Annotated in this window: 26 protein-coding genes; 13 read left to right on the plus strand and 13 right to left on the minus strand. The window is 60.8% G+C overall.

The window, feature by feature from the left end:
• Nucleotides 1–26: 26 nt before the first annotated feature.
• Nucleotides 27–527: a pantetheine-phosphate adenylyltransferase gene (gene coaD, locus ACWHRL_RS02735; protein WP_447527751.1), complete on the minus strand. Its 501-nt coding sequence runs from the start codon at nucleotides 525–527 to the stop codon at nucleotides 27–29.
• A gap of 1 nt (nucleotide 528) precedes the next feature.
• Nucleotides 529–2415, minus strand: a complete 1887-nt coding sequence (locus tag ACWHRL_RS02740; RefSeq protein ID WP_447530492.1) for a beta-ketoacyl synthase — start codon at nucleotides 2413–2415, stop codon at nucleotides 529–531.
• A 204-nt stretch (nucleotides 2416–2619) separates the two neighbouring features.
• Here ACWHRL_RS02740 and trmB point away from each other — a divergent pair, with 204 nt between their 5' ends.
• The 5 genes from trmB to ACWHRL_RS02765 all read left to right on the plus strand — a co-directional run bounded on the left by trmB (nucleotide 2620) and on the right by ACWHRL_RS02765 (nucleotide 9160).
• Nucleotides 2620–3297: a tRNA (guanine(46)-N(7))-methyltransferase TrmB gene (gene trmB, locus ACWHRL_RS02745; RefSeq protein WP_447895137.1), complete on the plus strand. Its 678-nt coding sequence runs from the start codon at nucleotides 2620–2622 to the stop codon at nucleotides 3295–3297.
• Between the two features lie 149 nt (nucleotides 3298–3446).
• Nucleotides 3447–4841 (plus strand): D-alanyl-D-alanine carboxypeptidase/D-alanyl-D-alanine endopeptidase, encoded by a 1395-nt coding sequence (gene dacB / locus ACWHRL_RS02750; RefSeq protein ID WP_447895138.1) that lies wholly within the window; start codon nucleotides 3447–3449, stop codon nucleotides 4839–4841.
• Nucleotides 4842–4868: 27 nt separating this feature from the next.
• On the plus strand, nucleotides 4869–5240 hold the full coding sequence (locus tag ACWHRL_RS02755) for a diacylglycerol kinase (RefSeq protein ID WP_447527754.1): 372 nt from the start codon (nucleotides 4869–4871) through the stop codon (nucleotides 5238–5240).
• A 53-nt stretch (nucleotides 5241–5293) separates the two neighbouring features.
• Nucleotides 5294–8248: a bifunctional [glutamate--ammonia ligase]-adenylyl-L-tyrosine phosphorylase/[glutamate--ammonia-ligase] adenylyltransferase gene (glnE, locus tag ACWHRL_RS02760; protein WP_447895139.1), complete on the plus strand. Its 2955-nt coding sequence runs from the start codon at nucleotides 5294–5296 to the stop codon at nucleotides 8246–8248.
• 18 nt (nucleotides 8249–8266) lie between these two features.
• On the plus strand, nucleotides 8267–9160 hold the full coding sequence (locus tag ACWHRL_RS02765; protein ID WP_447895140.1) for an AEC family transporter: 894 nt from the start codon (nucleotides 8267–8269) through the stop codon (nucleotides 9158–9160).
• Here the strand turns inward: ACWHRL_RS02765 and ACWHRL_RS02770 are convergent.
• Entirely contained in the window at nucleotides 9157–9516 is a 360-nt protein-coding gene (locus ACWHRL_RS02770) for a hypothetical protein (RefSeq protein ID WP_447895141.1), read from the minus strand. The genes ACWHRL_RS02765 and ACWHRL_RS02770 overlap by 4 nt on opposite strands.
• Before the next feature lie 190 nt (nucleotides 9517–9706).
• Between ACWHRL_RS02770 and ACWHRL_RS02775 the strand changes: the two genes are divergently transcribed.
• Both ACWHRL_RS02775 and ACWHRL_RS02780 read left to right on the plus strand, forming a co-directional pair.
• The gene (locus tag ACWHRL_RS02775) at nucleotides 9707–11338 is read left to right on the plus strand and encodes a BCCT family transporter (protein ID WP_447895142.1); all 1632 of its coding nucleotides are present in this window, start codon (nucleotides 9707–9709) and stop codon (nucleotides 11336–11338) included.
• A 48-nt stretch (nucleotides 11339–11386) separates the two neighbouring features.
• On the plus strand, nucleotides 11387–11554 hold the full coding sequence (locus ACWHRL_RS02780) for a hypothetical protein (protein WP_447527759.1): 168 nt from the start codon (nucleotides 11387–11389) through the stop codon (nucleotides 11552–11554).
• 127 nt (nucleotides 11555–11681) lie between these two features.
• Here ACWHRL_RS02780 and ACWHRL_RS02785 read toward each other — a convergent pair whose 3' ends face one another.
• From ACWHRL_RS02785 to ACWHRL_RS02795, 3 genes are read right to left on the minus strand one after another with little or no spacing between them, the layout of a single operon-like run.
• Entirely contained in the window at nucleotides 11682–12935 is a 1254-nt protein-coding gene (locus tag ACWHRL_RS02785) for a GGDEF domain-containing protein (RefSeq protein WP_447895143.1), read from the minus strand.
• Nucleotides 12932–13582, minus strand: a complete 651-nt coding sequence (locus tag ACWHRL_RS02790) for a substrate-binding periplasmic protein (protein WP_447527761.1) — start codon at nucleotides 13580–13582, stop codon at nucleotides 12932–12934. Before ACWHRL_RS02790 ends, ACWHRL_RS02785 begins: the two co-directional genes overlap by 4 nt.
• Nucleotides 13583–13628: 46 nt before the next feature.
• On the minus strand, nucleotides 13629–14414 hold the full coding sequence (locus ACWHRL_RS02795) for a substrate-binding periplasmic protein (RefSeq protein ID WP_447527762.1): 786 nt from the start codon (nucleotides 14412–14414) through the stop codon (nucleotides 13629–13631).
• Nucleotides 14415–14546: 132 nt separating this feature from the next.
• On the opposite strand from ACWHRL_RS02795, the gene ACWHRL_RS02800 reads away from it, so the two are divergent.
• The 3 genes from ACWHRL_RS02800 to ACWHRL_RS02810 all read left to right on the plus strand — a co-directional run bounded on the left by ACWHRL_RS02800 (nucleotide 14547) and on the right by ACWHRL_RS02810 (nucleotide 16676).
• Nucleotides 14547–15890: an MFS transporter gene (locus ACWHRL_RS02800; protein WP_447527763.1), complete on the plus strand. Its 1344-nt coding sequence runs from the start codon at nucleotides 14547–14549 to the stop codon at nucleotides 15888–15890.
• 16 nt (nucleotides 15891–15906) lie between these two features.
• Nucleotides 15907–16422, plus strand: coding sequence for a retropepsin-like aspartic protease family protein (locus tag ACWHRL_RS02805; RefSeq protein WP_447895144.1), 516 nt, complete (start codon nucleotides 15907–15909; stop codon nucleotides 16420–16422).
• Between the two features lie 74 nt (nucleotides 16423–16496).
• Complete coding sequence (locus tag ACWHRL_RS02810; protein WP_447527765.1) at nucleotides 16497–16676, plus strand: PLDc N-terminal domain-containing protein; 180 nt, start codon at nucleotides 16497–16499, stop codon at nucleotides 16674–16676.
• An 87-nt stretch (nucleotides 16677–16763) separates the two neighbouring features.
• Here ACWHRL_RS02810 and ACWHRL_RS02815 read toward each other — a convergent pair whose 3' ends face one another.
• Nucleotides 16764–16904, minus strand: coding sequence for a hypothetical protein (locus tag ACWHRL_RS02815; protein ID WP_447527766.1), 141 nt, complete (start codon nucleotides 16902–16904; stop codon nucleotides 16764–16766).
• A gap of 270 nt (nucleotides 16905–17174) precedes the next feature.
• On the opposite strand from ACWHRL_RS02815, the gene ACWHRL_RS02820 reads away from it, so the two are divergent.
• Both ACWHRL_RS02820 and ACWHRL_RS02825 read left to right on the plus strand, forming a co-directional pair.
• Nucleotides 17175–17882 carry a response regulator gene (locus ACWHRL_RS02820; RefSeq protein ID WP_447527767.1) on the plus strand — a complete coding sequence of 236 codons (708 nt, stop codon included), beginning with the start codon at nucleotides 17175–17177 and terminating at the stop codon, nucleotides 17880–17882.
• A 46-nt stretch (nucleotides 17883–17928) separates the two neighbouring features.
• Nucleotides 17929–19539 carry an ATP-binding protein gene (locus tag ACWHRL_RS02825; RefSeq protein ID WP_447895145.1) on the plus strand — a complete coding sequence of 537 codons (1611 nt, stop codon included), beginning with the start codon at nucleotides 17929–17931 and terminating at the stop codon, nucleotides 19537–19539.
• Here the strand turns inward: ACWHRL_RS02825 and ACWHRL_RS02830 are convergent.
• Both ACWHRL_RS02830 and ppk1 read right to left on the minus strand, forming a co-directional pair.
• Nucleotides 19502–20440: a LysR family transcriptional regulator gene (locus tag ACWHRL_RS02830; protein ID WP_447895146.1), complete on the minus strand. Its 939-nt coding sequence runs from the start codon at nucleotides 20438–20440 to the stop codon at nucleotides 19502–19504. The two genes, ACWHRL_RS02825 and ACWHRL_RS02830, sit on opposite strands and share 38 nt — an antisense overlap.
• Before the next feature lie 146 nt (nucleotides 20441–20586).
• A complete protein-coding gene (gene ppk1 / locus ACWHRL_RS02835; RefSeq protein WP_447895147.1) occupies nucleotides 20587–22779 on the minus strand; it encodes a polyphosphate kinase 1 in 2193 nt (730 codons plus the stop codon).
• A 309-nt stretch (nucleotides 22780–23088) separates the two neighbouring features.
• Here ppk1 and elbB point away from each other — a divergent pair, with 309 nt between their 5' ends.
• Nucleotides 23089–23757, plus strand: a complete 669-nt coding sequence (gene elbB / locus ACWHRL_RS02840) for an isoprenoid biosynthesis glyoxalase ElbB (RefSeq protein WP_447895148.1) — start codon at nucleotides 23089–23091, stop codon at nucleotides 23755–23757.
• Between the two features lie 91 nt (nucleotides 23758–23848).
• Here the strand turns inward: elbB and tatC are convergent, their stop codons facing one another.
• Genes tatC through ACWHRL_RS02860 form a run of 4 tightly spaced genes read right to left on the minus strand, consistent with a single transcriptional unit; the run spans nucleotide 23849 to nucleotide 25755 of the window.
• Nucleotides 23849–24631 (minus strand): twin-arginine translocase subunit TatC, encoded by a 783-nt coding sequence (tatC, locus tag ACWHRL_RS02845; protein ID WP_447895149.1) that lies wholly within the window; start codon nucleotides 24629–24631, stop codon nucleotides 23849–23851.
• On the minus strand, nucleotides 24628–25077 hold the full coding sequence (tatB, locus tag ACWHRL_RS02850; protein ID WP_447895150.1) for a Sec-independent protein translocase protein TatB: 450 nt from the start codon (nucleotides 25075–25077) through the stop codon (nucleotides 24628–24630). Before tatB ends, tatC begins: the two co-directional genes overlap by 4 nt.
• A 3-nt stretch (nucleotides 25078–25080) precedes the next feature.
• Nucleotides 25081–25353 (minus strand): Sec-independent protein translocase subunit TatA, encoded by a 273-nt coding sequence (gene tatA, locus ACWHRL_RS02855; protein WP_447527774.1) that lies wholly within the window; start codon nucleotides 25351–25353, stop codon nucleotides 25081–25083.
• A 57-nt stretch (nucleotides 25354–25410) separates the two neighbouring features.
• Entirely contained in the window at nucleotides 25411–25755 is a 345-nt protein-coding gene (locus tag ACWHRL_RS02860) for a phosphoribosyl-ATP diphosphatase (RefSeq protein ID WP_447895151.1), read from the minus strand.
• Nucleotides 25756–25766: the final 11 nt, after the last annotated feature.

Genomic DNA, 25766 nt, shown 5'->3' on the forward strand with positions numbered 1-25766 from the left:
CGCGCATCAGGGTGAAGCAGAGGGCTTCAGCGCGCGTTGGCGTAGCGCTCGCGTAGTGCGTCGACGACCGCCGATGGCACCAAAGCCGAGACGTCGCCGCCGAGCCTTGCGATTTCACGTACGATGGTCGACGAAATATAGGAGTTTTCCACCGCCGGCGTGAGAAAAACGCTTTCGAGTTCCGGGTTCTGCGCGCGGTTCATGTTAGCAAGCTGCAGCTCGTACTCAAAGTCGGAAGCGGCGCGAATGCCGCGCAGCATGATGCGCGCATCCAGCTCCCCCATCAAGGTGGTCAAAAGCGACGAAAACCCGACCGTCGAGACATTGCCAAGCTCGGCGCAGGCCGCCTCGCTGAGTTCGATGCGCTTTTCAAGCGAAAGCGCCGGCGTCTTGCCCGGGCTTGCCGCCACGGCGATGATGACCTGGTCGAACATGCGCGCGGCGCGCTCGATCAGGTCGAAATGGCCGTTGGTGATGGGGTCGAAGGTGCCCGGATAAACGGCGATGGTCGGGTGCTCGGCGCTCATGTTAAAAGCTCTCCTGGTCGTCGAGCCGGCCGAAGGGGTTGTCGGCTTTCAAGGAGACCGGCTGCGCGTAGCCTGGAATATGGATGCGCTCGGCGCTGATGTCCAGTTCCGGGCCTTCGAGCACCGCTTCGCCAAACTGGTAGCGCGGCGCGAACTGCCCGCGGCTGGCCCGGTCGAGATAGCTTTGGGCCGTGGCGTTGACCGCCTCGCGGCGCTTTTTCCAGGCGCTGATCGCGGCTTCGCCGTGGCGCTGGGTCAGCAGGCGCTCGGTGACGCCTGGTGAAAGCACCACGCCGGTGGCGTTGTTGCCGCCAAAGCCCTTGGCATTGATGAAGCTGGCGTCCGCCTCGAAGGCGATCGGCTCCTTGAAAAAGCGTAGCCGCTCGGCGAAGACATCGTCGGCCACCGCGTCAAGGGTCGGGATGCCGGGCAGCAGGGCGTGGCTGAAGCTGCCCAGCGCGCTTGCCAGCTGGTCGCCGGCCGCCGAACCCTGGGAGTGACCGATAAACGCCTTGATCGCGACCACCGGCCACTGTTCTATACCGTGGGCCCGGGCGATCTCGTGGAGCACGTGGGACTCGGTGGTGCGGTTTTTCGGCGTGCTGGTGCCGTGGGCGTGCATGAAACTTCTCGTCGCCAGCGACTTTTCGCCCAGCATATCGCGCACCAGCGCCGCCGCCTTGCCCAGGGTAATGTAGTTGCCGATACCCGGCGCGGAGATCGAGCGCTTGAAGCCGTCGGCGTTGACGAATACATCCGGCACCGCGCCCAAAATATTGGCGCCGACCTCGAGGGCGAGGCTATCGTCCATCAACATGACGAACTGGCTCGCCTCGGCCATGGTGAAGCCGCAGTTTTGCGCGAAGGGCCGGCAGGCGCGCTGGTAGTCGGCGTCGGTCAAAAGCGTCAGCGCGTCGAGCGCCTTGAGGCCGGCGTCGTCGGCCAGCGCCCCCATGGCGCGAAACCCTTCGATGATTTCCGGGGTGATCGGCGCATCCGAGGTGCCGACCATGACCACCCGGGCGCGCCCGGCGCGAATATCGTGGATTCCCAATCGCAGGTTGTACAAAAAGCTTGCGCAGGCGCCAAGTGCGGCGCCGGTACTGCCGACACTGCCCAGCACGTAAGCGTTCAAAAAGTCCGCCGGCATCTGCCCGTAACCCAAAGGCATCTGTTTGGAGGTGGCACGGTTGCCGGTCACCAGGCTTTTCATTAGCCCGCCCCAGCCCTCGTCGTCCAGCTGGCCGATGGAGTTGCCTGCGTAAACGGCGATGTTATCCGGGTCCAGGCGCGCGCGCAGGCTCTCCCAGTCGAGCCCGCTTGCGCCCAAGCAGTCGCTGGCGGCAAAAATGGCCATGGCGAGCCCGCGCGGGTGGTGCACGCTACGATAGAGGCTGGCCGGGTCGAACCCCGCCGGTAGCTGCGCGGCGGCAACGACTTTAGGTATCTGGGCATCGGGCAGTAGGGCGCTCAGTGTGCCACCGGGCACGGTCACCTTGACGTGACGGGTATCTTCGGCGGGGCTGAGTGTCCAGTCGGCGGGCAGGTTCTCCGGTAGCTGGCGGCGGCGCAGCGTGAAACGTAACGGGGCATCGAGGGCCATATCGGCTTGGCGGCCAGCGGGCAGGCCCGGGGCTAAAAAGCGCGGGTCTTCGTTACGCCGAATCAGCGTATGGCGCAGAACCTGCTCGGCAAGCGCCTCGGCCGGCTCCTCGAGCGGGGCCCCCTGGGCGTCCTGCCAGCCTTGTTCGGTGTGAATCGCCAAGCGCATCAGCGCCGCCAGGCCTTCCAGCGTGTGACGCTTTTGTTCAGCGGGTAGCGCATCAAGCACGGTGCGGCGAAAGGCCTGATGGCCCGAGGTTCTGCCAGCAGGATTGATGCCGCCCATGCCGACAATTACCGGTAAGTGTGACAAGCCGGATTCCTCGTGGTGCGATAATTAGGTAACGTTAGCGTAAGCGGGGGTAGTCGAACACACCCATGCCAAGCGCCATACAATTTAAAGGCATGATCATAGCACCGGGGGTGCAATGGCGTCATGCCGCGCGCGCCAGAGACTGATAGAATCATGGTTTTTCCATCAGAGGCTGGCATGCAGCACGCGTCTCGAGTCGTTACATCCAACCAAACCGGACCGCACAAGGATCTAAAGCGCCGGGTAGAGCGCGCCCTGGCGCATCCGCTTCAAAAGCCCGTGGCCGAACATAGCCGCCAGGCGTTCGAGACTGCCAACGCTTGGTACGCGGGGGCCAATGCCCCCTTGATTCTCGATGCCGGCTGCGGTGTCGGGCTTTCGACACGGCGTTTGGCGGCGCGGTTCCCGGATCACGTCGTGATCGGTGTGGATCGCAGCGAAAGCCGGCTGGGGCGCGAGCACGGGGCGCTGCCCGCCAACGCCCTGCTGGTGCGCGCGGACCTGGTCGATTTCTGGCGGCTGGCGCTGGCGGCGGGGTGGGCGCCGGCACGCCACTATCTGCTCTACCCGAACCCTTACCCCAAGGCGGCGCACTTGAAAATGCGCTGGCACGGCCATCCGGTGTTTCCCACCGCCCTTGCACTGGGCGGACGGCTGGAGGTGCGCTCCAACTGGCAGATTTACATCGAGGAGTTCGCTTGTGGCGTGATGCTGGCCACCGGGTGCCAGGCGCGGGTCGAGCCGGTCGTACTTGGCGAGGAGTACCTGACGCCGTTCGAAGCCAAGTACGCGCAGAGCGGCCAGCCGCTTTGGCGACTCGAGTGCGCACTCGAAAGACAGAAGGCAAGCGCATGACGGCGCTTTGACGCTCTATACCTCGACCGGCGGGGCGTGACAGCGGGTCTTTTTCAAACGAACGAGTAATAAGGTAGGTGAGTGTGAGTCGTTGCAAACCATTGAGGCGGTGCCTAACGCGGGCCGCGGGCGTTGCCGCTGCGGCCCTTTTGTTCAGTCAACCGCTGCTGGCGGACTTTAGTCGCCTGAGCGAACTTCGCGAGCAGGGCTTTTCGATCAGCGCCGAGGCACGCCTTTTAGGGCCGGATGCCGACCGGGTGCTGGGCAGTATCGACCCGGACCGCCAGCTCTCGCCGGCCTCGGTCACCAAGGCGTACATGAGCGCGGCACTGCTTAGTCGCTTTGGCCCCCAGCACCGCTTTACTTCGGCGCTGGTCAGCAGCGGGGTGATCGATAACGGCGTGCTGCGCGGCGACCTGATTTTCGAAGGCGGCGGCGACCCGGGGCTGACCAGCGAAGACCTGTGGCGACTGGTGCAGCGTTTGAAACTGGCCGGGGTTCAAGAGGTCGATGGGGCGCTGGTCGTCAGCCAATGGCGCTTTGGGCCGGTGACCTGCGCCACGACCGACCGCTGCAATGCGCAAACCCGCGTGACCAACGCCTATAGCGCGCCGCTCACCTCGGCCGGGGTCAATTTTGGCACCTGGTGTGTGAACGTGGCCCCCGGGGCAAGCGCCAATACGCCGGCGCGCACCGGTCTTTGCGATAGCCCCGCACCGCTGATCACGATCGACAACCAGGTACGCACCGTGCCCGCCAATAGCGGCACCGAAATTGGCGCCGTGCGTATTTCTGATGAGCGCGGCGACGTACTGCGCCTGACCGGGCAGATCTCCACCAACGCCTCGCCCCAGGATATCTACCGTGGGGCTGGCGACCCGGCGGCGCAGACCGCCCAGGTACTTTTGAGTATGCTCAATCAGGCGGACGTGACGGTGCGCGACCCCTGGCAGGTGACCTCTAGCCGTCCGGCGGGGGCGAGCCGGCTGGCGGCGGTGGACAGCAAGCCGTTGCAGGAGCTTTTGCTGCGCACCATGAACTACTCCAACAACTACATGGCCGATGTGCTGGCGCTCAACCTGGTGGAAACACCCCAGGCGCAGCTTGGCCAGGCCGGGCAGGCGATCGAAGTCTTTGCCCAAAGCCTTCCCGGCCACGGCCCGCTGACCATGGACAGCGGCAGCGGCCTGACTACCGGCAATCGCATCTCCGCCCACGGCGCGACCGTCATGCTCGAGGCGATGTTCAATCAAAACGCGCTCTTTCCAAGCTTCGTGGCGGCATTTCAGTCGCCGGAAAACGGTGTGATGCGCTTTATACGCCGGGGCTCTTCAGCCTTCCAGAACAGCGTGATGCTCAAGACCGGCACGCTGAACGAGCCGTTTGCGGTACGCGCAGCGGCAGGCTACTTTCGTACCGCCCAGGGACGCTGGGGCGTGTTTAGCGTATTGGTGAATGGCACCGGCTCGACGCCTTATTTAAGCTGGTCGGCAGTGCTCGACCCGCTCTCCCAGGATTTGGATGCCATGATAATGGCAAACTAACAACGCTTAGCAGGTGAAACTCACGCCATGAAGCCACGCCATACCGGAATAACTCACTTGGTCCACTCCACGCGCTATTCGTGGAAGGGGCTGCGGGCGGCTTTTACCAACGAGGCGGCCTTTCGCCAGGAAGTCGTGATCTGCGTTGTCCTGCTACCGCTTGCCTGGTGGCTGGCGGATACGGCCATGGCCTGGCTTACGTTGGTGGGCAGCCTTTTCATGGTGCTGATCGTCGAGCTTTTGAACAGCGCCGTCGAGAACGTGGTGGACCGCATCGGCCCGGAGCATCATGAGCTCTCCGGCCGCGCAAAGGATATCGGCTCCGCGGCGGTCATGCTCTCGCTGATCATGGCAGGGCTTACCTGGGGGGTGCTGGGCTGGGTGAAACTGGCCGGCTAACGCGCAAACTTAACAACGCGCCGGGGTGTACCCGGACAGGCAACGAGGTGGCTATGCAGTGGAACGCAGCGGTTTTATCCCAGGCGCCCGAGGCGCTCACCCCGCTTGCCGAGCAGGCGCTGGCGAGTTTGACGGAGGCGCTCGATAAGGCGGACAACGTCGCCTCGATGACCGACAAACCCCTCCCGTCGCGCGCCTTCGAGGCGCTCGATGAGCCGCTTTTGGCCGCGCTTTATCGCGTGATCACCGTCTCCCACTTCGCCGGTGAAACCCTTGGCCGCTACCCCGAATGGTTGGGCGAGCTGATGGACAACGCCGAGTTCGACGCCACGCCGGATAAAGCCACCCAGCAGGCCTGGCTTGAAAAGGCGCTGGCCGGCGCCGAAGACGAAGAAGCCATGCACCGGGTCATCCGCCGCTTTCGCCGCGCGCGCATGCTCGGGATTATCTGGCGCGATCTCAATCGGCCGGCGGATTACGCCATGTGGCAAACCGCCCAGGCGCTTGCCTGGCTTGCCGAGGTGTGCCTGGAGGGGGCGCTTGGCTGGCTGGAAACCTTCTACGCCCCGCGCTGGGGAACCCCCGCGCCCTGCACCGATGGCCGCCCGCAGCGGCTGGTAGTGCTGGGTATGGGCAAGTTGGGGGCCGGCGAGCTCAACCTCTCCTCGGATATCGACCTGATTTTTGCTTTTCCGGAAAAGGGCGAGACCCAGGGCGGGCGCAAGCCGCTGGAGCACCAGGAGTATTTCACCAAGCTGGGTCAGCGCCTGATCGCTGCGCTCGATGCACTCACCCGGGACGGCTTCGCCTTTCGCGTGGATATGCGCCTGCGCCCGCTGGGTGACGGCGGGCCGCTGGTGGGGAGCTTCGCTATGCTGTCGAGCTACTACCAGGACCAGGGGCGCGAGTGGGAGCGCTACGCGATGCTCAAGGCGCGCCCGGTCGCAGGGGATGTCGAAGGCGGCAAGGCGCTGCTGGCAAGCCTGCGTCCCTTCGTTTACCGGCGCTACCTGGATTTCGGCGCGATCGAGTCGCTTCGAGAGCTGAAAGCGATGATCAACCGGGAAGTGAAGCGCAAGGGCATGCAGAGCAATATCAAGCTCGGCCCTGGCGGCATTCGCGAGGTGGAGTTCGTCGTTCAGGCGTTTCAACTGATTCGCGGTGGCCGCGATACCGAACTACAGGTCGCCTCGCTTGCCCGCGCGCTGAGCGAGCTGCCCCCGCTTGGCCTGCTGCCCGAAGCGGTCGTCGAAGAGCTTTTACACGACTACGCGTTTTTACGCGACGTCGAGCACGCCATCCAGGCGCTCGACGACCGCCAGACCCAGATGCTGCCCGACGATGACGACGAGCGAACCCGCGTGGCCTACGCCCTGAAGAAACCAGACTGGGCAGCACTCGTCGAGGCGCTGGACGCGGCGCGGGAACGAGTGCGCCGCCACTTCGACGCGGTCATCGCCGACCCGGAAGGCGAGGTGGACGACGAGAGCAGCACCAGTGTCGAGCTCGAACAGTGGCGGCTTTTATGGCGCGGGGAGCTGGAGGAGGACGAGGCCCTGGCGCAGCTGGACACGGCGGGCTTTGCCGAACCGGCCCAAGTGCTCAAACGCTTGGAGAACTTCTATCACTCCCGCCAGGTACAGGGCATGCAGCGTATCGGCTTCGAGCGCCTGAACGCGCTGATGCCGCTGCTGCTCGACGCCGTGGCCGAGCACGACACGCCAGACACGGCGCTCGAGCGGGTGCAGCCGTTGATCGAATCGGTCCTGCGGCGCACCGCCTACCTGGCGCTTTTAAGGGAAAACCCCCACGCCCTCGAGCACCTGATGCACCTCTGCGCTCCCAGTCCCTGGATCGCCCAGCACCTGGCGCGCTACCCGATTTTGCTCGACGAGCTGCTAACGCCGGAGACGCTCTACACCCCGGCGGATAAGACGGCGCTAAGCGATGAGCTTCGCCAAACGCTGAACCGGTTGCCCGAGGACGACGAAGAGGCCCTGCTCGAGGCGCTGCGCGTGTTCAAGCACGCCAAAACGCTGCACGTCGCCGCCTCGGATATCGCCGGCACCCGCCACCTGATGAAGGTGAGCGACTACCTGACCTACATCGCCGAGGTGATTCTGGAGGCGGTGCTGGCCATGGCCTGGAAGCACGTGGCGCGCAAGCACGGCGTGCCCGCTGGGCTGAGTGAGCATGAACCGGCGTTTTTGATTATCGGCTACGGCAAGCTCGGCGGCATCGAACTGGGGTACGGCTCCGACCTGGACCTGGTGTTTCTCCACGACAGCGACACCAGCGGCGCCACCAACGGGGCCCGCCCGCTGGATACGCCGGTGTTCTACACGCGCCTTGGTCAGCGCATCATTCACCTTTTGACCGCCACCACCCCGGCTGGCAGCCTTTATGAGGTGGACATGCGCCTGCGCCCGTCGGGCAACGCCGGGCTTTTGGTCACCTCCATCGACGCCTTCGGCGAGTATCAGCGCCAAAACGCCTGGACCTGGGAGCACCAGGCACTGGTGCGCGCCCGGGTCGTGGCGGGCCACGCCGCCCTTGCAGAGAAGTTCGAGACGCTGCGCGCAGGCCTTTTGACCCAGCCCCGCGAAGGCGAGGCGCTCAAAAGCGATGTGGTGGGCATGCGCCAGAAAATGCGCGATCACCTGGCGACAAGGCCCGGGCCGAAGGAGGCCGCCACGACCTTCAATCTGAAGCAGGACGCCGGCGGCATGGTGGATATCGAGTTTCTCTGCCAGTACGGGGTGCTGGCGCTCTCGAACAAGACGCCTGAGCTTGCCACCTACCGCGACAATATTCGACTGTTGGAGACGCTGGCCGAGCACGGTTATATCAGCAACGACGAGGCGGGCGCGCTTCGAGAGGCTTACCTTGCCTACCGAAGCCGCACCCACCGCGCCGCGCTGACCGGCGACAAACCCGTGGCCGACCCTGACCCGTTTACCCAGCACCGCGAGGCGGTTTCTGCGCTCTGGCAACGCTTTTTGGGCTAGCACCTTGAGTAGCGATCCATGACCGGCCATATCCTTGCCACGCTATTACCCGTTTTCCTGATTGCCGCGGCGGGGGCGCTTTACGGGCGCTTTCGCACGCCGGATATCGCAACACTCAACACGCTCAATATGGAGCTGTTCGTGCCACTTCTGGTGTTTGCCGTGCTGGCGGACCGCCAGGCGCCGCTGGCCGAGTACGCCTGGCTTGGCGGGGCGGCAGCGCTGGTGGTGCTTGGCTCGGGGGTGGTGCTCTGGCCACTGGCCCGGTGGCTAAATCTTGACCGCAAGGTGTTCTTGCCGTCGATGATGTTCAATAACTCGGGCAACATGGGCGTACCGCTTCTGGTGTTCGCCTTTGGCGAGGCGGCGCTGCCGGCGGCGGTGGTGGTGTTCATCGTCGAGATGCTGCTGCACTTCTCGGTGGGGCTCTACATGCTCGATTCGCGTACGTCACTTTGGCGCATGCTCAAAATGCCGATCGTGGCGGCCAGCGTAGCGGGGCTTTTCATCAACGTGGGCGATATCGCGCTGCCGGGCTGGCTGCTGGACGCCATGCACATGCTGGGCGGGGTGTGCATTCCATTGATGCTCTTCGCGCTGGGCGTGCGGTTGCTGGAGGTGGATCTTGGCGACTGGCGCACCGGGCTTTTAGGGGCGGTCTTGTGCCCGCTATCGGGACTTGTGATCGCGCTGCCGCTGATGTGGCTGCTACCCCTGGAGCCCCTTCAACTGGCAACGCTTTTAGTCTTCGCCGCACTCCCCCCGGCGGTGCTGAACTACCTGGTAGCAGAACAGTACGACCTGTTACCCCAAAAGGTGGCCTCTATCGTGCTGATCGGAAATCTCGGGAGTCTGGTCGTGATGCCGGTGGTGTTGGGCGTTACCTTCGCCTTCATCCATGCGCCGGTTTAGCGTTTCTCCTTGACCTCGAAGGTGCCTTCGAGCGCGTCCTGGTGGCCATGACGCGTGTCCTGGGCGTGAGAAGAACCGCCAGCGCTGCCGCCAATATCCTGGGCCTGGTCGGCGCGCATCTGATCCATACGCTTTTTCATCTTGTAGCGCATCAATGGCATCAAGGCCCAGCCGATCAGTAAAAAGACCAGCCCGAACACCACGCCAACGATCATCAAGGCGCCGAAGGCCAGCCATACCAGGGCAAGCTTCAGGGTGCCTAAAAGGCCGTTGGGTTGGGTATTGGCCGCTTTGGCACGCCACTGATGGGCGGCCTGCCAGGCAGCGTTTTGCGAATCACGATGAGGGTGGCGCATGAGGGACTCCCTTGATCTTTGGCAACCGGTCTTTGGCTATCGGTCTTTGCAACCCATCTTTTGCAAACATTGGAACACAGCGCGTAGGGCGAGTTCACTTCTGGCGCGGCGCTTGCTTTAGACCCTGTTAGCTGCAAGGGTTAAAACACTGAATGGGGATGATTCAAATCCGGGAGAATAAGGAGATCAAATGGCGCGTAAAGAAGGCAAAACGGTATTCATCGCTTCCGCCGTTATCATCTTTGCACTGGTGATAATCGGCGCGGCGTTTCCGGAAAATTTTGGTAACGGCGCCGAGGCCGCGCTCGGTGCGGTGACCGAGCACCTGGGCTGGTTCTATCTGATTTCGGTGTTCGGGTTCGTCATCTTTTTGTTCGGGCTGGCGCTGAGCAAGTATGGCAAGGTGCGGTTGGGCCCCCAGGACAGCCGCCCCGACTATACCTTTTTCTCGTGGATCAGCATGCTGCTGGCGGCGGGGTTTGGCGTTGGGCTGGTGTTTTACGGTATGGCCGAGCCCATGAGTCACTTCATCGAGGTGCCCTACGGCGATTTCGAGCCCGAGACCGAGGCCGCCGCGCGCTACGCGATCCAGTACAGCTACTTCAACTGGGGCATTCATCAGTGGGCAGCGTTTTCGGTCGTCGGGCTGATCATTGCTTATTTCCAGTTTCGTAAGGGCCAGGCGGGGCTGGTATCGTCGGTGCTTTCATCGGTGGTGGCCAAAAAGCCGCGGCTGCGCTCCTATGTTTCCTGGATCGATGTGTTCGCCGTGGTCGCGACCGTCATGGGCGTGGCGACCTCGCTGGGGCTTGGCGTGCTGCAAATGAACGGCGGGTTGAACGCGGTGTTTGGCGTGCCCGAAGGTACGCTTTGGCAGTTCATCATTCTTGCCGTCATGTTCTGCGCCTACATGCTTTCGACCTGGGCGGGGCTTGATAAAGGCATCAAGCGCCTTTCCAATTTGAACCTGGCGATCTGTATCGGCCTGATGCTCTACGTGTTGATTACCGGGCCGACGGTGGCGATCCTCGAAACCATTACGCTGGGCATTGGCGACTACCTGCAGAACTTCATCGGCATGAGCCTGCGCATTTCACCTTATAGTAGCAACGAGTGGGCCAGCGAGTGGACGATCTTCTACTGGGCCTGGGTAATCGCCTGGTCGCCCTTCGTGGGCACCTTCGTGGCGCGCGTTTCCCGCGGGCGCACCATCAAAGAGTACGTGTTCGGCGTGCTGATCATGCCGCCGCTGCTGGCGTGTTTGTGGATCGGTGTGTTTGGCGGCGCCGCGCTCACCATGGAGATCAATGGCGACAATATCGGTCTGGCCGCGGCGACCCAGGATAACATCACCGTGGCGCTTTTCGAGATGTACGAGCTGATGCCCTTTACCAGCGTGCTCTCGCTCGTTTCCATTTTGCTGATCTTTATCTTTTTGGTGACCTCGGCGGACTCGGCCTCTTATATTGTGGCGCAGATGACCGACAACGGTTCGATCAATCCGCCGCTTTACAAGCGCGTGATCTGGGGCGTATTGATTGCTGCCATTTGCCTTACGCTGATCGCGGCGGGGGGCTTGACCGGTTTGCAGTCGGCAGCGGTGTTGGCAGCGCTTCCCTTTACGTTCATTCTTTACCTGATGGTGTTCGTGCTGGTTCGTGAGCTGCAGGCGGATCGTCGCTCTATGTTGACCCAGCTCTATCGTCGCCACGGCGATACCCCGGTCGGCGCGGACGCTTTCGAGGCCGGCGAGCTAAGCGATGCCGAGCAGGAACGCTTGCGGCGTGCACCGCTCGTGGTCAATCGGCGCATCAAGGACTAGACTTTACCCAGGTATTTTGTAAACCGTCTAAAGAGGGAGTAAGCGCTAATGGCTCGACCGCGCCAAGGCGCAACGCGACGTCAGCCCAAAGGGGCTGGCCTCGGTCGATGTGGGGCTGTCTTCGACCGCTGGCTGGATTTGATCGTCATCGTGGCGGTCCTGACGGCGCTGGTGATCGGTTTGTCCGCCGTTTTGGCGCACTGGCTGCTCACCTGACGAGGACGAGACTCAGCCAACAAAAGGGGCGCATTACGCGCCCCTTTTTTAATGTCTCGCAGTGAGTTTCTCGTGCATTCCGATGGCTCGTTCACTCAGTGCATGCTTGACCTTTCAAACGCCGTGTCTAAACCGGGTCGAAGGCTTCTATGCGATTTCGGCCACGGTTTTTGGCATGGTAAAGCCGATCGTCGGCTTCGCTTAGCAGCTGACTGGCGGTTTTGTCGTTGGTGGGCAGGGCGCAGGCCACCCCGATGCTCACGGTGAGCACGCTATCCTGGCCACGGGCGTGGGGAATGGCCAGCGTCAGTACCGCTTGGCGCATGTGATTGGCGATGCTCAGGGCGCGATAAATATCCTTGGCCGGCAGTACGCAAACGAACTCTTCGCCTCCGTAGCGCGCCAGCAGGTCGGTTTCTTGATCGATGCAGCGGCTAAGCGCGCGGGCAACGCTTTTGAGTGTATCGTCGCCCATGGTGTGGCCGTAGTAGTCGTTGAACGCCTTGAAACGGTCGATATCGACAAATATCACCGAAATAGGCTCTTCCGCCTTGAGGGATTTCTCCCAGTGGCTGGCCAGAAAGGTGTCGAAGTAGCGTCGGTTGGCGATACCGGTCAGGCCGTCGTGCCGGGAGAGCTGATGCAGGTGGTCGCGCTGCTCCAGACCGCGCTGAAACTCACGCAGCAGGTGATCCATGCTCTCGACCAGGTGGCCCAGCTCATCGTTTCGATGGCCGCGCAGCGTGGGCTTGGGCCACTGGGCCGGAAAGGCCGGGTCGGTCAGGGTGATGGCGGCGTGAACCTTCAAAAGCGGCCGGGTGATGAAAATATGGAAAAAAGCGATAAACAGCGAGCTGAGTAAAAAGGCTTCGACGATACTGATACCCACCACACGATAGCCTCGGGCGAGAAACTGGGCCGTTAGATAATGCTGGTCCAGCGATAGCCGGATTTCCCCGACCTGTGAGGCCGGCACGGTTTCGCCCATGTGATAACGAAGCGGTTCTTGGTAGTTGAGTATATCGCCAAACAGCGCCTGCCCAAGGCGCCCGGACGGCAGCGTGGGCGATTCGAATTCGGCCAGCTTACGGCCAAAATCATCCTCGATGACCACGCGAGCGACATCGCTATCATTGAAAAGCCCCCGTGCGATCTGCTCGGCAAGCTGGGGATTGAGCTGAAACGCCGCCTCCGCCGCCGCGCCATTGATGATGGCAAGCTGCTGCTGGGTGCGTTGTTCGATGCTGGCCCGCATACCTTTAGCGTGGCTCCAAAGCTCGAGGCTGCCCGCGACCAGGCTGATCAGCGTGGCGATGAGAAGCGTCAAAAGCGCTTGCTTCAAGGTCAAGCGTCCTTTGATGAGCCGGTTTTGGGTGTTCATGGCAGCGCCCTTATTGCGTGCTGGATTTTGTCCATTACCTGGCGGGGGACGCTTGGGTTGCAGGCCAGATAAAGCGGCACATGGGCAAAGCTAAACAGGTAAACGAGCGGGATGCCTTCATCCTGGGCGATGAACTCCCCCGGTGTCCGGCCGGAAACGATCACATCCAAAAAACCGGCTTCCAACCGTGCGATGTTGACCCGCTCGCTGGGCGCTCTTATAACGTCGATACCTTGGCTTTTGACGTAGTCGCCCACGGCATCTTCTCGAAAGCTTCCGACGCGCAGGCCGGCCAGGTCCTCAAGGCGGATTAACTCGCCCGCATGGCCCTCGAGCGCGAACGCCGCCCACTCGTTCGCCGCCAGCGGCCCCGCCCAGCGAAAAAGCGCCTCGCGCTGGGGGGTGCGCGTGGTCGAGTAAACGCAGTGGTCGCGGCGAAGCCGCGCTTCGGTATAGGCGCGCGCCCAGGGAAGCAGATAAAACCGGGCCTCGATCCCGGTTTGTTCGAGCGCCTGCTGTAAGCGCTCGGTCGCGTAACCCTGGATGTCGCCACCCAGGCCATGGTTGAAGGGCGGATATTCTTCGGTATTAATCGTCAAGAGGTAGGAGGGCGCCGGGCTCGCCGTCACCTTCATGCTTGAAAACATCACAATGATCATAACGAGTACAGGTGAAAAATATGGGAGCCAGCGGTTACTCATCCTCATATACCGGCGACGGAATATCAAATGAACTTAGCTCAAGCAGCATCGTTTGAAAATATTCGGTCAGCGCCGGGTCGCTCTCCTTGTTGATCGCGAAGTAGAGCGGATAGCGACTCAAGGTATAAACCGGGATCAAAGTGGCAGGCCGGTAGCCCTCGTGATCGACGATCCAGTCGACCACGTTTGCGCTATAGGCCCACAGGTCGACCCGTTCATTGATCAGCATATTGAGCGCACTCTGGTTATCCAGCGCATGGTGAATGAGCGTTTCCGGGTAGCCCGCCTCCGTCAGGCTCAATTCACCGATATCGCCCCGGATTACCACGACGCTGAGGCTTTGCGCGATGGCGTCACTCAGTTCCTCGATGCGTAGTGGCTTGCTGGCATGGCCGATCAGCGTGACCTGGTCGATGGCGATGGGCCCGGCCCAGTGAAAAAGCGCCTCGCGCGAGGGCGTCCGATTGGTCGAGAAAAGCACTGTGTTGGGCGTTTGCAGCGCCATGTTGTAGCCTCTTATCCACGGGTAACTGTGAATATCGGCGTATTCGAAGGGTGTTTGAGAGTAGTTGAACAGCCGCTTTAAAAGATCGACCGTTTGACCCTTTGCAACACCTTGTTCGACATAGTTATAGGGGGGATACTCTTCGGTAATATAGCTAAAGGCAGCGAGGGAGGGGGACGTATCGGCAAAGGATGCGCTTACCCCCATAAGCACCGCGACCCGCAATGCGCCCTTGGCTATTGAATGCTTTTTGACGGCGAATTCATGCGTCATGCGCAGATACCCCAACGTAACTCCCAGGAAAATTTAGAGTAACTTTCACCCCCTGTCATCCCCCTTTTACTGGCTTAGGCGTTAATGTAGTCGAGCTGGCCCCTTTGATGCACTATCTGCACGAGAGCTTCTATGTCCTCTGAACCCGTAAAAAGCGCAGCGGCCTACGCCTCCCGGCGCGAGATATTTGGTTGGGCGATGTTCGATTTTGCCAACCAGGCCTATACGCTGCTGATTATCACGGTGGTTTTCGGCGAGCTTTTTACTACCGTGATCGTTGGTGATCGCGGTGACAACTTCCGACTGGCCAATTTTTTATGGAGCCTGGCGCTTGCCACCAGCTACCTGATGGTGGTGATTACCGCGCCGCTTAGCGGGGCCATCATGGATTATCGGGCCGAAAAAAAGCGCTTTCTGCTGGTAAGTTACCTGGCGACGATCGCCACGACCGCCATGCTCTATTTCGTCGAACCCGGCTACGTGGTGGCGGGGCTTTTGCTGATCATACTCTCCAACTACGCCTACTCCATGGGTGAATCGTTCATTGCTGCGTTTTTACCCGAACTCGGCCCGCCCTCGGCGCTGGGTAAAATTTCCGGGGTTGGCTGGGCGCTTGGCTATATTGGCGGGCTATTCGCCGCGGGATTTACGCTTTTGGTGCTGGGCGAAGCCACACTTGAGAATTTCGAGCGTATTCGCTGGGTCGGCCCGTTCGCTGCCGGATTTTTCCTGGTAGCCGCCATTCCTACTTTCCTGTGGTTAAAAGAGCGGGGTGAGCCCCGAGAGAAGGGCGTATCGTACTGGCGGATCGCGCGGGGGCGCTTGACGTCTACCTTCAAGGAGCTTCGCTATTTCAAGGACCTGACCATTTTTTTGGTGTCGCTGCTTTTCTCGATGGCCGGGGTCTACATCATCATCGCGTTTGCGTTCATCTATGGCGCCCAGGTGATCGGCTGGGACGAAGGGGTACGCAACATCATGTTCATCGTCGTGCAGCTCACCGCGGCGGCGGGGGCGCTGGGGTTCGGCTTTATTCAGGATAAGCTGGGTGCCAAGCGCACCTACCAGATGACCCTGGCGCTCTGGGTCCTGGCCATTCTGGCGATTTGGGCGACGCCAGAACTTACCCAATGGGCCAACGCGCGTTTTGGCTGGCAGTGGCAGGCGCAATACGTCTTTTTATACGTGGGCTGTTTGGCGGGGCTGAGCCTGGGGTCGAGCCAGTCCGCCAGCCGCGCGCTGGTCGGGGTTTTCTCGCCGCTTGCCAAGTCGGCGGAATTTTTCGGCTTCTGGGGCCTGGCGAACAAGCTGGCCGGGGTGCTGGGCATCGTGCTGCTGGGCGTGTTGCAAACGTTGATTGGTTTGCAGGCCTCTATTCTATTATGTGTAGGGTTGTTCATCATGGCGATGCTGATTTGTGCAGGCGTGAACGAGCGCCGCGGCCGCGAGGCGGCGACTGCATGGGAAAGCACCTAACGGGCGGAGAGGGTGTATGACATCGCTAAACACACAGCGCGGCGGCATCGTGATGATGCTGCTATTTTGGGTAGCCTTGATCGGGGCGGGCACCTGGCTTATCGACGGCGGTTTCAAAAACCTCACCACTCCCAACGCTCATATCATGGATACCTCGACAGAGGGGGCGCCGGTGCGGCTCAAGCGCAACCGCTCAGGCCATTTCGAGGCCCCCGGCCAGATCAACGGCGAGCCGGTGACTTTCCTGCTCGATACCGGCGCCACCTATGTGGCCGTGCCCCACGAGCTCGCCGATAGGTTGTCGCTTGAGCCCGGGCGCAGCGCCTGGTTCAACACGGCCAACGGCCGGGTACAGGGTAATTTAACCGAGCTCGACGAAGTGTCCCTTGGCGGGCTACGCGCCAGTAACGTGCAGGGCTCGATCAGCCGCGGTATGGAGCGCGATACCGTCCTGTTGGGCATGAGCTTTTTGAATCTGCTTAGTATCGAAATAGCGGACGGCGAAATGCTGCTGCGATTGCCGCCTCAGTAACGCTCGCATGTTGTCCAGGAAGTGCTATGCTGAGCGCGTAATGTAAGGATATCGGCACACCAAGGAGAGTTGTTATGGGAATTGAAGTAGGCGGCCTGTTAGGCCTTATCTGGCTTGTCATTGTCATTTGGGCCATTGTTAAAGTCGCCAAGAGTTCGGCTGGCGGCCTTGCCAAGCTGATCTGGATTCTGGTGTTACTCTTCTTCCCGCTAATCGGTTTGATTATCTGGTTCGTGTTGGGGCCCAAGGGATAGCCGGTTTAAGCGAAATAAAAAAGCAGGCCTTGGGCCTGCTTTTTTTGTATTCTAAAAGCGTGTCTTGTAACGCTTAAAAGCGCTTCGCTAGTCTTCGCCGCTTTCGTCACTCGCGGGCGGCGCCTTGTAATGCCCGGGGATCGTCAGCTTTTCGCCGTTGGGTAAATCGCGCACCTGAGTGGGTACGTAGACGCGTTTTATGACGCTTTTGGTTTTTTGATCGCCCATCGCCTTCTCCTGTCATGTCAAAAGATGGTTGACAACTCGCGAGTTCAACATTAGCGCGCTACGCATCAACAATCAAGCGGCGTGCGTCGCTTAAAAATAGTGAAAAGCAGCCTGGCAGGTTCTCCGGGGGTGCCGATTTATTCTTGCAATTTGCCCTTCAAACGTTAATAAAGAGTAAGCTAGTGTTACCATTAAGCACTTCGCCACGTTAATCAGATACCATGAAGTTACCGAGGCTATTGACCATTATAAAGGAAGCGGGAGCCGCTCATGTCTGACTATCCCGATCAAGACCATGTGCTGATTATTGAAGATGACCAGCGTCTGGCCGAGCTAACCCGAGAATACCTGGACAACAACGGCTTTAAAGTAACGGTCGAAGCCGATGGTGCGAAAGGGGTCGAGCGGATTCTGGAGCTTCAGCCGGACCTTGTCATTTTGGACTTGATGCTGCCAGGCGAGGACGGTCTTTCGATTTGCCGGCGCGTACGCCCCAATTTCACCGGGCCCATCATGATGTTGACCGCGCGTACCGATGACCTCGACCAGGTGTTGGGGCTCGAAATGGGCGCCGATGATTACGTGCCCAAACCCGTCAAGCCCCGGGTGCTGCTGGCACGCATGCGGGCCCTGTTGCGCCGCGCCGACGCGCCGGTGGCCCCCAACGGCGAGGTGCGCCTGCAGTTTTCCAATCTGGATATCGATAGCGCCACCCGCGAGGCGTGGCTCGAGGGGGAGCGTATCGACTTGACCAGCGCCGAGTTCGATCTGCTTTGGCTTTTAGCGAGCAATGCGGGCACCGTGCTGACCCGGGAGGAGATATTCAGCGACCTGCGGGGTATCAAGTACGACGGCCAGGACCGCTCTATCGACGTGCGCGTGTCACGCATTCGTCCCAAGATCGGCGATGACCCCCATCAGCCTCACCGTATTAAGACCGTGCGCAGCAAAGGCTACCTCTTTGTCAAGGATAGCTAATCGCAGCGTCGCGAGACCCGGTCAAAAGCGCCATCGAGGTGGAGCCATGCCGCGCGTGCTTAGCCACGGCTCTTTTTTTAGATTTTACGTGTTGCTGGCCCTGGCGCTTTGTGTGGTGTTCGTCATTACGATCGGCGGGCGCACCTTCATCGAACAGGTACGCCGCGAAGAGTTTCGCGAAAAGATGGCGAGCCTGCCGATGACACTAATGACCCGGCAGTTGGCCGAGCTTGCCCCGGAAAATCGAGAAGCGCGTTTGAACGCTTTCTCGCATCAGTTCGGTATGCAGCTGGCGCTGGTACCGGTCAACGATGCCGAACTCGGCTATTTCGAGAAAGCCCGCCTGGCGCGGGGTAATATTTTGATCGAGACCAACCCCTGGCGGCTTCGCCAGCGCATTCCCGATGAGCGCCCACAGTCGGATAGCCTCTTGAGCGCTACTTTCATTGGCTGGAGCGAGCGCCAGTGGCAGGGCAGCATGGTGGCCCTGGGCGAGTGGCTGGCACGAACGCCCGCTCCCCAGCGCCAGTCAGTGCTTGCCGATGTGCATCTGCCGGGGTGGCCGTTGGCGCTCGTCTCGACACTGCCCGAAGGCCTCACCCCGGCCCAGCGCCAGCAACTGGCCCGGGGCGGGGTCGTGACACGGCTGGTCACCGAGCACCTCTCCCTCACGTTTCTTTATCAAATACCGGGCAGTGAGCAGTGGTTGAAAGCCGGCCCCATTACCCGGCGGGATACACTACCGCTGAGTCTGCATTTATCGCTTCTCATCGGCGTCATGGTGGTGCTGAGCCTCATCATCTACCTCATCATGCGCAGTATCGAAGCGCGCATGGCGCGCCTGGAACTCGCCGCCACGCGTATCGCAAGCGGCCGGCTGGAAACCCGAGTGAAGGTGGAAAGCGGCGATTTTCTGGGCCGGCTCGGCATGGCCTTCAACACCATGGCAAGCCAGGTGCAAACGCTCTTGAGAGGCCAGCAGGAGATGATTCGCGCGGTGTCTCACGAGCTACGTACGCCGGTGGCGCGTATACGCTTTGCCGTGCAGATGGTCGAGGATATGACCGAGGAGCCGTCGATTCGCCGTCAACTGCAGGGGATCGACGCCGACATCGCCGAGCTCGACGATCTGGTCGACGAGATTTTGACCTACGCGCGTCTGGGCGGCGGGCCAAGCCACGGTGACCCGCTGGAGATGGTGCCGGTGGAGTGCTGTGCCATGGCCAATCGCGTCATCGACGCGCTCACCCCGCTGCACAAAACGCTTAGCCTCAAGCTTGAGACAGAGCACGAGGAGATCGAGCTTCTGGCCGAGCCGCGCTATCTGCAGCGTGCGCTGCAAAACCTGGTCAGTAACGCCTGCCGCTATGGCCGCACCCAGGTCAGTATTCGTCTTTGCGACGAGCCACACCTGGTACGTATCGATGTCGAAGATGACGGCCCGGGGGTGCCGCTGGAGGCACGCAGTGATATCTTCAAACCCTTTGCCAGGTTGGACGACAGCCGGGCGCGAAGCTCCGGCGGCTACGGTCTTGGGCTTTCCATCGTGCACAAGGTCATGACCGGCCACGGTGGCAGCGTCACCATCGATGAAAGCCCGAGTCTTGGCGGGGCGCGCTTTACGCTATTGATTCCTCGCCGCCCCCCGCCGGCTTGACGCCGCTGAGCACCGCGAAGGACGTTTCCCGCGCGGTGCGCAGAAAATCCTGCATCCAGGGGGTGTGGCGCGTCTCATCGCGAATCGCCGCATAGAGCGTGCCCCAAATCCCCGCCTCACCAAGTTTCACCGCGCTTACGTAGTCGCGCTCCAGATATTCGGTCAACGCCCAGTTGGGCAGCGCGCAAACGCCACGGCCGCTGGCCACCAGCTGCATCATCATGATGGTGAGCTCCGCGGTGCGAATCTCCTTCGGGCGTACCTGGGCCGGGGTCAAAAACTGGGTGAACACATCCAACCGAGACTGCTCCACCGGGTAGGTAATCAGCGTCTGTTCGGCGAGCTCTAAGGGGCTGACAAAGCCTTTCTGCGCGAAAGGGTGCTGGCGGGCCACGGCCAAAAGCCCCTCGTAGCGAAATAGCGGCGCGTAGTGAATGCCCTCAATGGGCTGTGGGTCGGCGGTAATCACCAGATCGAGCTGCTCGCGGGCAAGGGCCGGTAGCGGGTCGAAGTGATGACCGCTCGGGATATCGATCTCGACTTCCGGCCAGTGATCGCGGAAGTAGTCCACGGTAGGCATCAGCCACTGAAAGCAGCTGTGGCACTCGATGGCCATGTGTAAGCGGCCCTGCTCGGCACCCGAAAGCCTGGCCAGGTCGCGCTCAGCACGACGCACTGCCGGCAGGAGCTCGTCGGCCAGCGCCAACAGGCGAAGCCCGGCCCGGGTGAACTCCACCGGGCGCGTTTTACGCACGAAAAGCGGGCTCGCCACGCGGCTTTCCAGATCTTTCAACTGATGCGAAAGCGCCGACTGGGTAAGGTGAACGCGCTCGGCGGCCTCGACCAGCGAGCCGGTTTCGCGCAGGGCGGCCAGCGTACGCAGATGACGTAGTTCAAGCATTGACGGTTCGGTTCGCGGTTATAAAAGACAGTGAACGTGTTTAAAGCGAGAACCCCGGTGTTCGAGATTCCCTCGTCGCAGTGTCTCATATTTGCGCCGACACCGCGCCTGGAAGAGCCGCGCGGCGTCGAAGGAGAGGGCGAAGGCTAGCTTTTCGAGGCGTAGGCGTACAACAGCGTTTCCTGGGCGCTGATGGCGTCACTGGTGCCCTGGCCCTGGAGGCGGTAGCCGCCGTCGCTTTCCAAAAGCCAGCTCTGGCAGTTATCCACCAGGTAGGTTTCCATGTCCTTGCGTACCCGGTTAGCGAGCTTTTTGTCCTTGAGGAGAAAGCAGGTTTCCACCCGGTGGAACATGTTGCGCGGCATGAAATCGGCGCTCGAGCACCAGGTTTCGGGCTTGTCGTTGTTGTGAAAGTAGAAGACCCGGGTATGCTCCAGAAAGCGTCCGATGATAGAGCGCACGCGAATGTTCTCCGAGACACCCTTGACGCCAGGCTTCAAACAGCACATGCCACGAATGATCAAGTCGCACTCCACGCCCGCCTGGGAGGCGCGGTAGAGCGCCTTGATCAATTTGGGTTCGGTGAGCGAGTTGCACTTGATGATGATATGGCCGCGCTTGCCCTTGGTGGCAAACTGCGCTTCGCGGTCGATCATTTCGATCAAACGTTGATGTAGTGTAAAGGGGGCGTGGAGAAGGGTATCGATCTTGCGCGTCTGCCCCATGCCGGAGAGCTGCTGAAACACCCGGTGTACGTCGGCGCACAGCGCCTGATTGGCGGTCAAAAGGCTGTAGTCGGTATAGAGTTTGGCGGTTTTGGCGTGATAGTTGCCAGTGCCCAGGTGGGCGTAGTGTTTGAGCTCGCCCTTCTCGCGGCGCACGATATGGATCATCTTGGCGTGAGTTTTATAGGCCATGATGCCGTAGATCACGATGGCGCCGGCCTCCTGCAGGCGCGAGGCGAGCTGCAGGTTATCGGCCTCATCGAAACGCGCGCGCAGCTCGATCACGACGGTGACTTCCTTGCCCTGGCTTGCCGCGTCCACCAGGGCGCTGACGATCGACGAGTCCGCACCGGTGCGGTAAAGCGTCTGCTTGATTGCCAGTACGTCCGGGTCCCGCGCCGCCTCGCGTAGCCAATCCTCGATGGGCGAAAACGCCTGGAAGGGGTGGTGCAGCAGAATATCCTGCTGGCTGATCGCGCTGAACAAACTCCCTTCCTTGAGCGCCTTGGGTACGCTTGGGATGAAGGGGCGGTACATTAGCTCCGGGCGGTCGACATCGTCGAGCACGGCCATCATGCGGGTCAGGTTGACCGGCCCTTCCACCCGGTAGAGATCGTCGGGCGTTAGATCGAACTGGCGCAGCAGAAAATTGGTCAAGTCGTCGGGGCAGTTGTCGGCCACCTCCAGGCGAACGCCGCTGCCGTAGCGCCGTGCCAGAAGCTCGCCGCGCAGCGCCGAGGCCAAATCCGACACCTCTTCCGGGTCGACGCTCAAATCCGCGTTGCGGGTCAGCCGGAACTGGTAGCAGCCGAGCACGCGCATGCCGGGAAAAAGCTCTTCGGCGTGGGCGTGAATCATCGAGGAGAGGAATACGTACTCGGAGAAGCCTTCGGTGCAGAGCTTCTTGGGCAGCGCGATCAGTCTGGGCAGCGAGCGCGGGGCGGGCAGAATCGCCATGCCGCCGGCCCGGCCGAACGCATCCTTGCCTTCGAGGGCGACGATAAAGTTGAGGCTCTTGTTCACTAGCCGGGGAAACGGATGCGAGGGGTCGAGGCCGATCGGACTGATCACCGGCATGATTTCACGATCGAAATACGCCCTCACCCAGGCTTGCTGCGCCTCGTTCCATTGGTCGCGGCGGCGAAAGCGTAGCCCCTGAGCTTCGAGCGCGGGCAGTAAGGTGTTGTTGAGGATCTGATACTGGCGGCGAATCTGGCGGTGGGCGGTGTCGGATATTTCGCTCAGCACTGCCCTTGGCAAGCGGCCGTCGGCGGAGGTGGCGTTGTCGTTCAGCGCAATCTGGTGTTTGAGTCCGGCCACGCGAATCTCGAAAAACTCGTCCATGTTGGAGGAGAAAATCAGCAAAAACATCAGCCGGTTCAATAGCGGGTGGGCATCGTCCAGCGCTTGTTCCAACACGCGAATGTTGAACTGCAGGTGCGAAAGTTCGCGGTTGAAATAGAGCTCCGGGTCGTCCAGGTCGGTTTGCCCGTCTCCACCTTTGGCTTGAACGCCGGTCGGGGTACGGTTGATCCGAAGGGGCAAGCTCTCGCCTTCACCGCTGGATGCTTCAATACTTTGAAGCGGCGTAGAGTCCGACGTTTGCATCTCCATACATCTCCCGCAGATTGGGCATCACGCGTTGTAAGCGCCTACCTGGATCTTAGTGTGTTGGGCTCGATTTTGCAGGATAAAGATGACAGTTCGATGTCGTCCTGGTTTTGAGTTAATTTAAATTAATACTGTCGGCGTTCAAGCGCTCTAGTTTTGCTCAGGACTCAGCGGGTGCTTGGCAGCCGCGAATACCCGCGCCGTACTCTAAGGCGAAAGCCGTCTTGTGGAGCCGATGAAGAGTGACTAGAGTGTCGGCTTTACTATGTCGCTCGCTGTCGAGACTACGAAAACAACCAGGGGAGTTAGGGCATGAGCAAAAAAGTAGCAGTGATACTGGCCGGCTGCGGCGCTTATGATGGCTCGGAGATTTATGAAACCACGCTGACACTGTTGCGTCTCGATCAGCTGGGTATCGCGTACCGCGCCTTTGCACCGGATATCGATCAGCACCACGTCGTCAACCACCTGACCCAAAAGGCGGAAGAAAGCGAGACGCGCAACGTCCTGGAGGAATCGGCGCGGCTGATGCGCGGCGAGATCCAGCCCATTACCGAGCTCGACGCCGATGACTTCGACGCGGTGATCGTGCCTGGCGGTTTCGGCGTGGCTAAAAACCTTTCCGACTTTGCCGAACAGGGCGACGCCATGGCCGTGCTCGAGAGCCTGAAAACGGCGCTTGGCGCGTTCAAGGAGGACGCCAAGCCGATCGGCCTTATGTGCATCGCCCCGGTGCTGGTTTCCAGGCTTTGGGGCGACGGTATTTCGGTCACCATCGGGCGCGATCCAAGCGTTGCCGGAGCGATCAGCGCCATGGGCGGGCTGCACAAAAGCTGCGACGTCGATGATATCGTCGTCGATTTGGAGCATCAGGTGGTGACCACTCCCGCCTACATGCAGGCGAGCCGCATCAGCGAAGCCGCCACCGGCATTTTCAAGCTGGTCGAACGTATCAACGAAATGATGGATCAGGCCAAGTAATAGCGTCCTTTGGGACCGTCGAAATGCTCGAGTAACCAACAAAAAACCTCTGCACGGGTGCAGAGGTTTTTTTAGGCTTACAAGAAAAGGTTTATTCGCTCTCGCTACCCTCTTCGGCCTTGAGCTGGCGTTTGCGCACCAGCCGGCCAAACAGCAAGCCCACCTCGTAAAGCAGGTACATGGGAATGGCCAACAGGCTTTGCGAGATGATGTCCGGCGGCGTGAGCACCATGCCGATAACGAAGCAGCCCAGCAAAATGTAAGGGCGCTTTTGCGAAAGGCTCTGAACCGTCGTGGCGCCGGAGAGAATCAGCAAAAACGTCGCAATGGGAATCTCGAAAGCCACGCCAAAGGCGAAAAAGAGCTTCAGTACGAAGTTCAGGTACTGGTTGATGTCAGTCATGACGGCCACGTCCCTTGGCCCGGTCTGGGTAAAGAACTCGAACAGCAGCGGAAACACGACGTAGTAGGCAAATGCTGCCCCGGCATAAAAAAGCGCAATGCTCGACACCAGAATGGGGATCGCCAGCGCCTTTTCGTTGTCGTAAAGCCCTGGCGCCACGAACGCCCAGGCCTGGTGTAGCACGAACGGAATCGCCAGAAAGACCGCGACCACGAGCGTTAGCTTGAAAGGCGCCAGGAACGGCGAGGCCACCTCGGTGGCGATCATCTGGGAACCGGCTGGGAGCAGCGCGATCAAGGGGTCGGCGACGAAGCTGTAGATATCGTTGGCAAAGGCGTAAAGCGCCAGGAACATCACCAGCACCACCGCCACCGCCTTGACCAGCCGCGAGCGCAGCTCGATCAGGTGTTCGATTAGCGGTGCCTGGCTTAGATCCTCGCGCGGCTGGTTTGAATCGCCCGGCTTACTCATGACGGGTTGCTATCCTTTTTCAGCTCATCGGATTCGGGACGCGCGGACTCATCGGCACTCGCCTGGGAGGAGGGCTCGGGGCTCTCGTGGACTTCCTCCAGCGCATCGTCCAGGCGCGCGGCGGCCTTGGCAACGCGCTTGTCCGTATCATTTCCTGGGGCGCCGGAAGAAGACGGCGCCCCTGGGGTACTCGCGATGCTTTCGACGTCGCGCTTGGCCTGCTTCAGGCTGCTATCGAGTTTTTTCTGCTGATCGCTGATCTTCTGGCGAAGCTCTTCGGCCTCGAGCTGCGCGCTGATTTCGCGCTGCATACCGGATACCGTTCGCTTGATCTTGCCGATCCACATACCGGTGGTGCGCGCCGCCTTCGGCAGGCGCTCGGGGCCGAGTACCAAAAGGGCCACGATGCCAATGAGCATGAGCTCGAGAAAGCCGATATCCAGCATGGCTTAGGGACGCTCCTCAGAGCGCTTCTCGGCCTCGGCCTTGCGCTTCTCTTCGGCCTGAACGTCATAGGTGTTGCCCGGCTCTTCGTGAGCCACCTTGGCGGCTTCGTCGCGCTCGGCGGATTTTTCTTTCTCTTCCTCGCTCATGGCGCTTTTAAAACCCTTGACCGCGCCGCCCAGGTCGGTGCCGACGTTGCGCAGTTTTTTGGTTCCAAAAATCAAAATGATAATGCCCAGTACAATCAAGAGCTGCCAGATACTGATGCCACCTAACATAGTCGTTTCCTCATTAAGCCGGGGCGTAAAACGCGGGAAAAGAGCGCTGATTAAGCGCTATCGGGACGCTTTTTCATCGTGGCCGGAGACCCCGAAGCGCCGTGCGAGCTCGTCGAGCACGCGCTGATGGTCGAGCTCGAGGTGCGAGAGCATCACCAGCGTATGAAACCACAGATCGGCGGTTTCAGCGATAACCGCTTGGCGCTCTTCGTCACCGCCAGTCTCGACGTCCTTGGCGGCCAGCACGGTCTCGAAGGCTTCCTCGCCTACTTTTTCGAGTATCTTGTTGAGCCCCTTGCCGTGCAAGGCGGCGACATAAGAGTGCTCCGGGGCGGCGTGGCGTCGCTGCTCCAGCACCTTTGCTAGCTGGTCCAGAACGGGCGTGGTGTTGGCGGTGCTCATCGAAATCCTTG

This window comes from Vreelandella sp. GE22 (assembly GCF_968212445.1).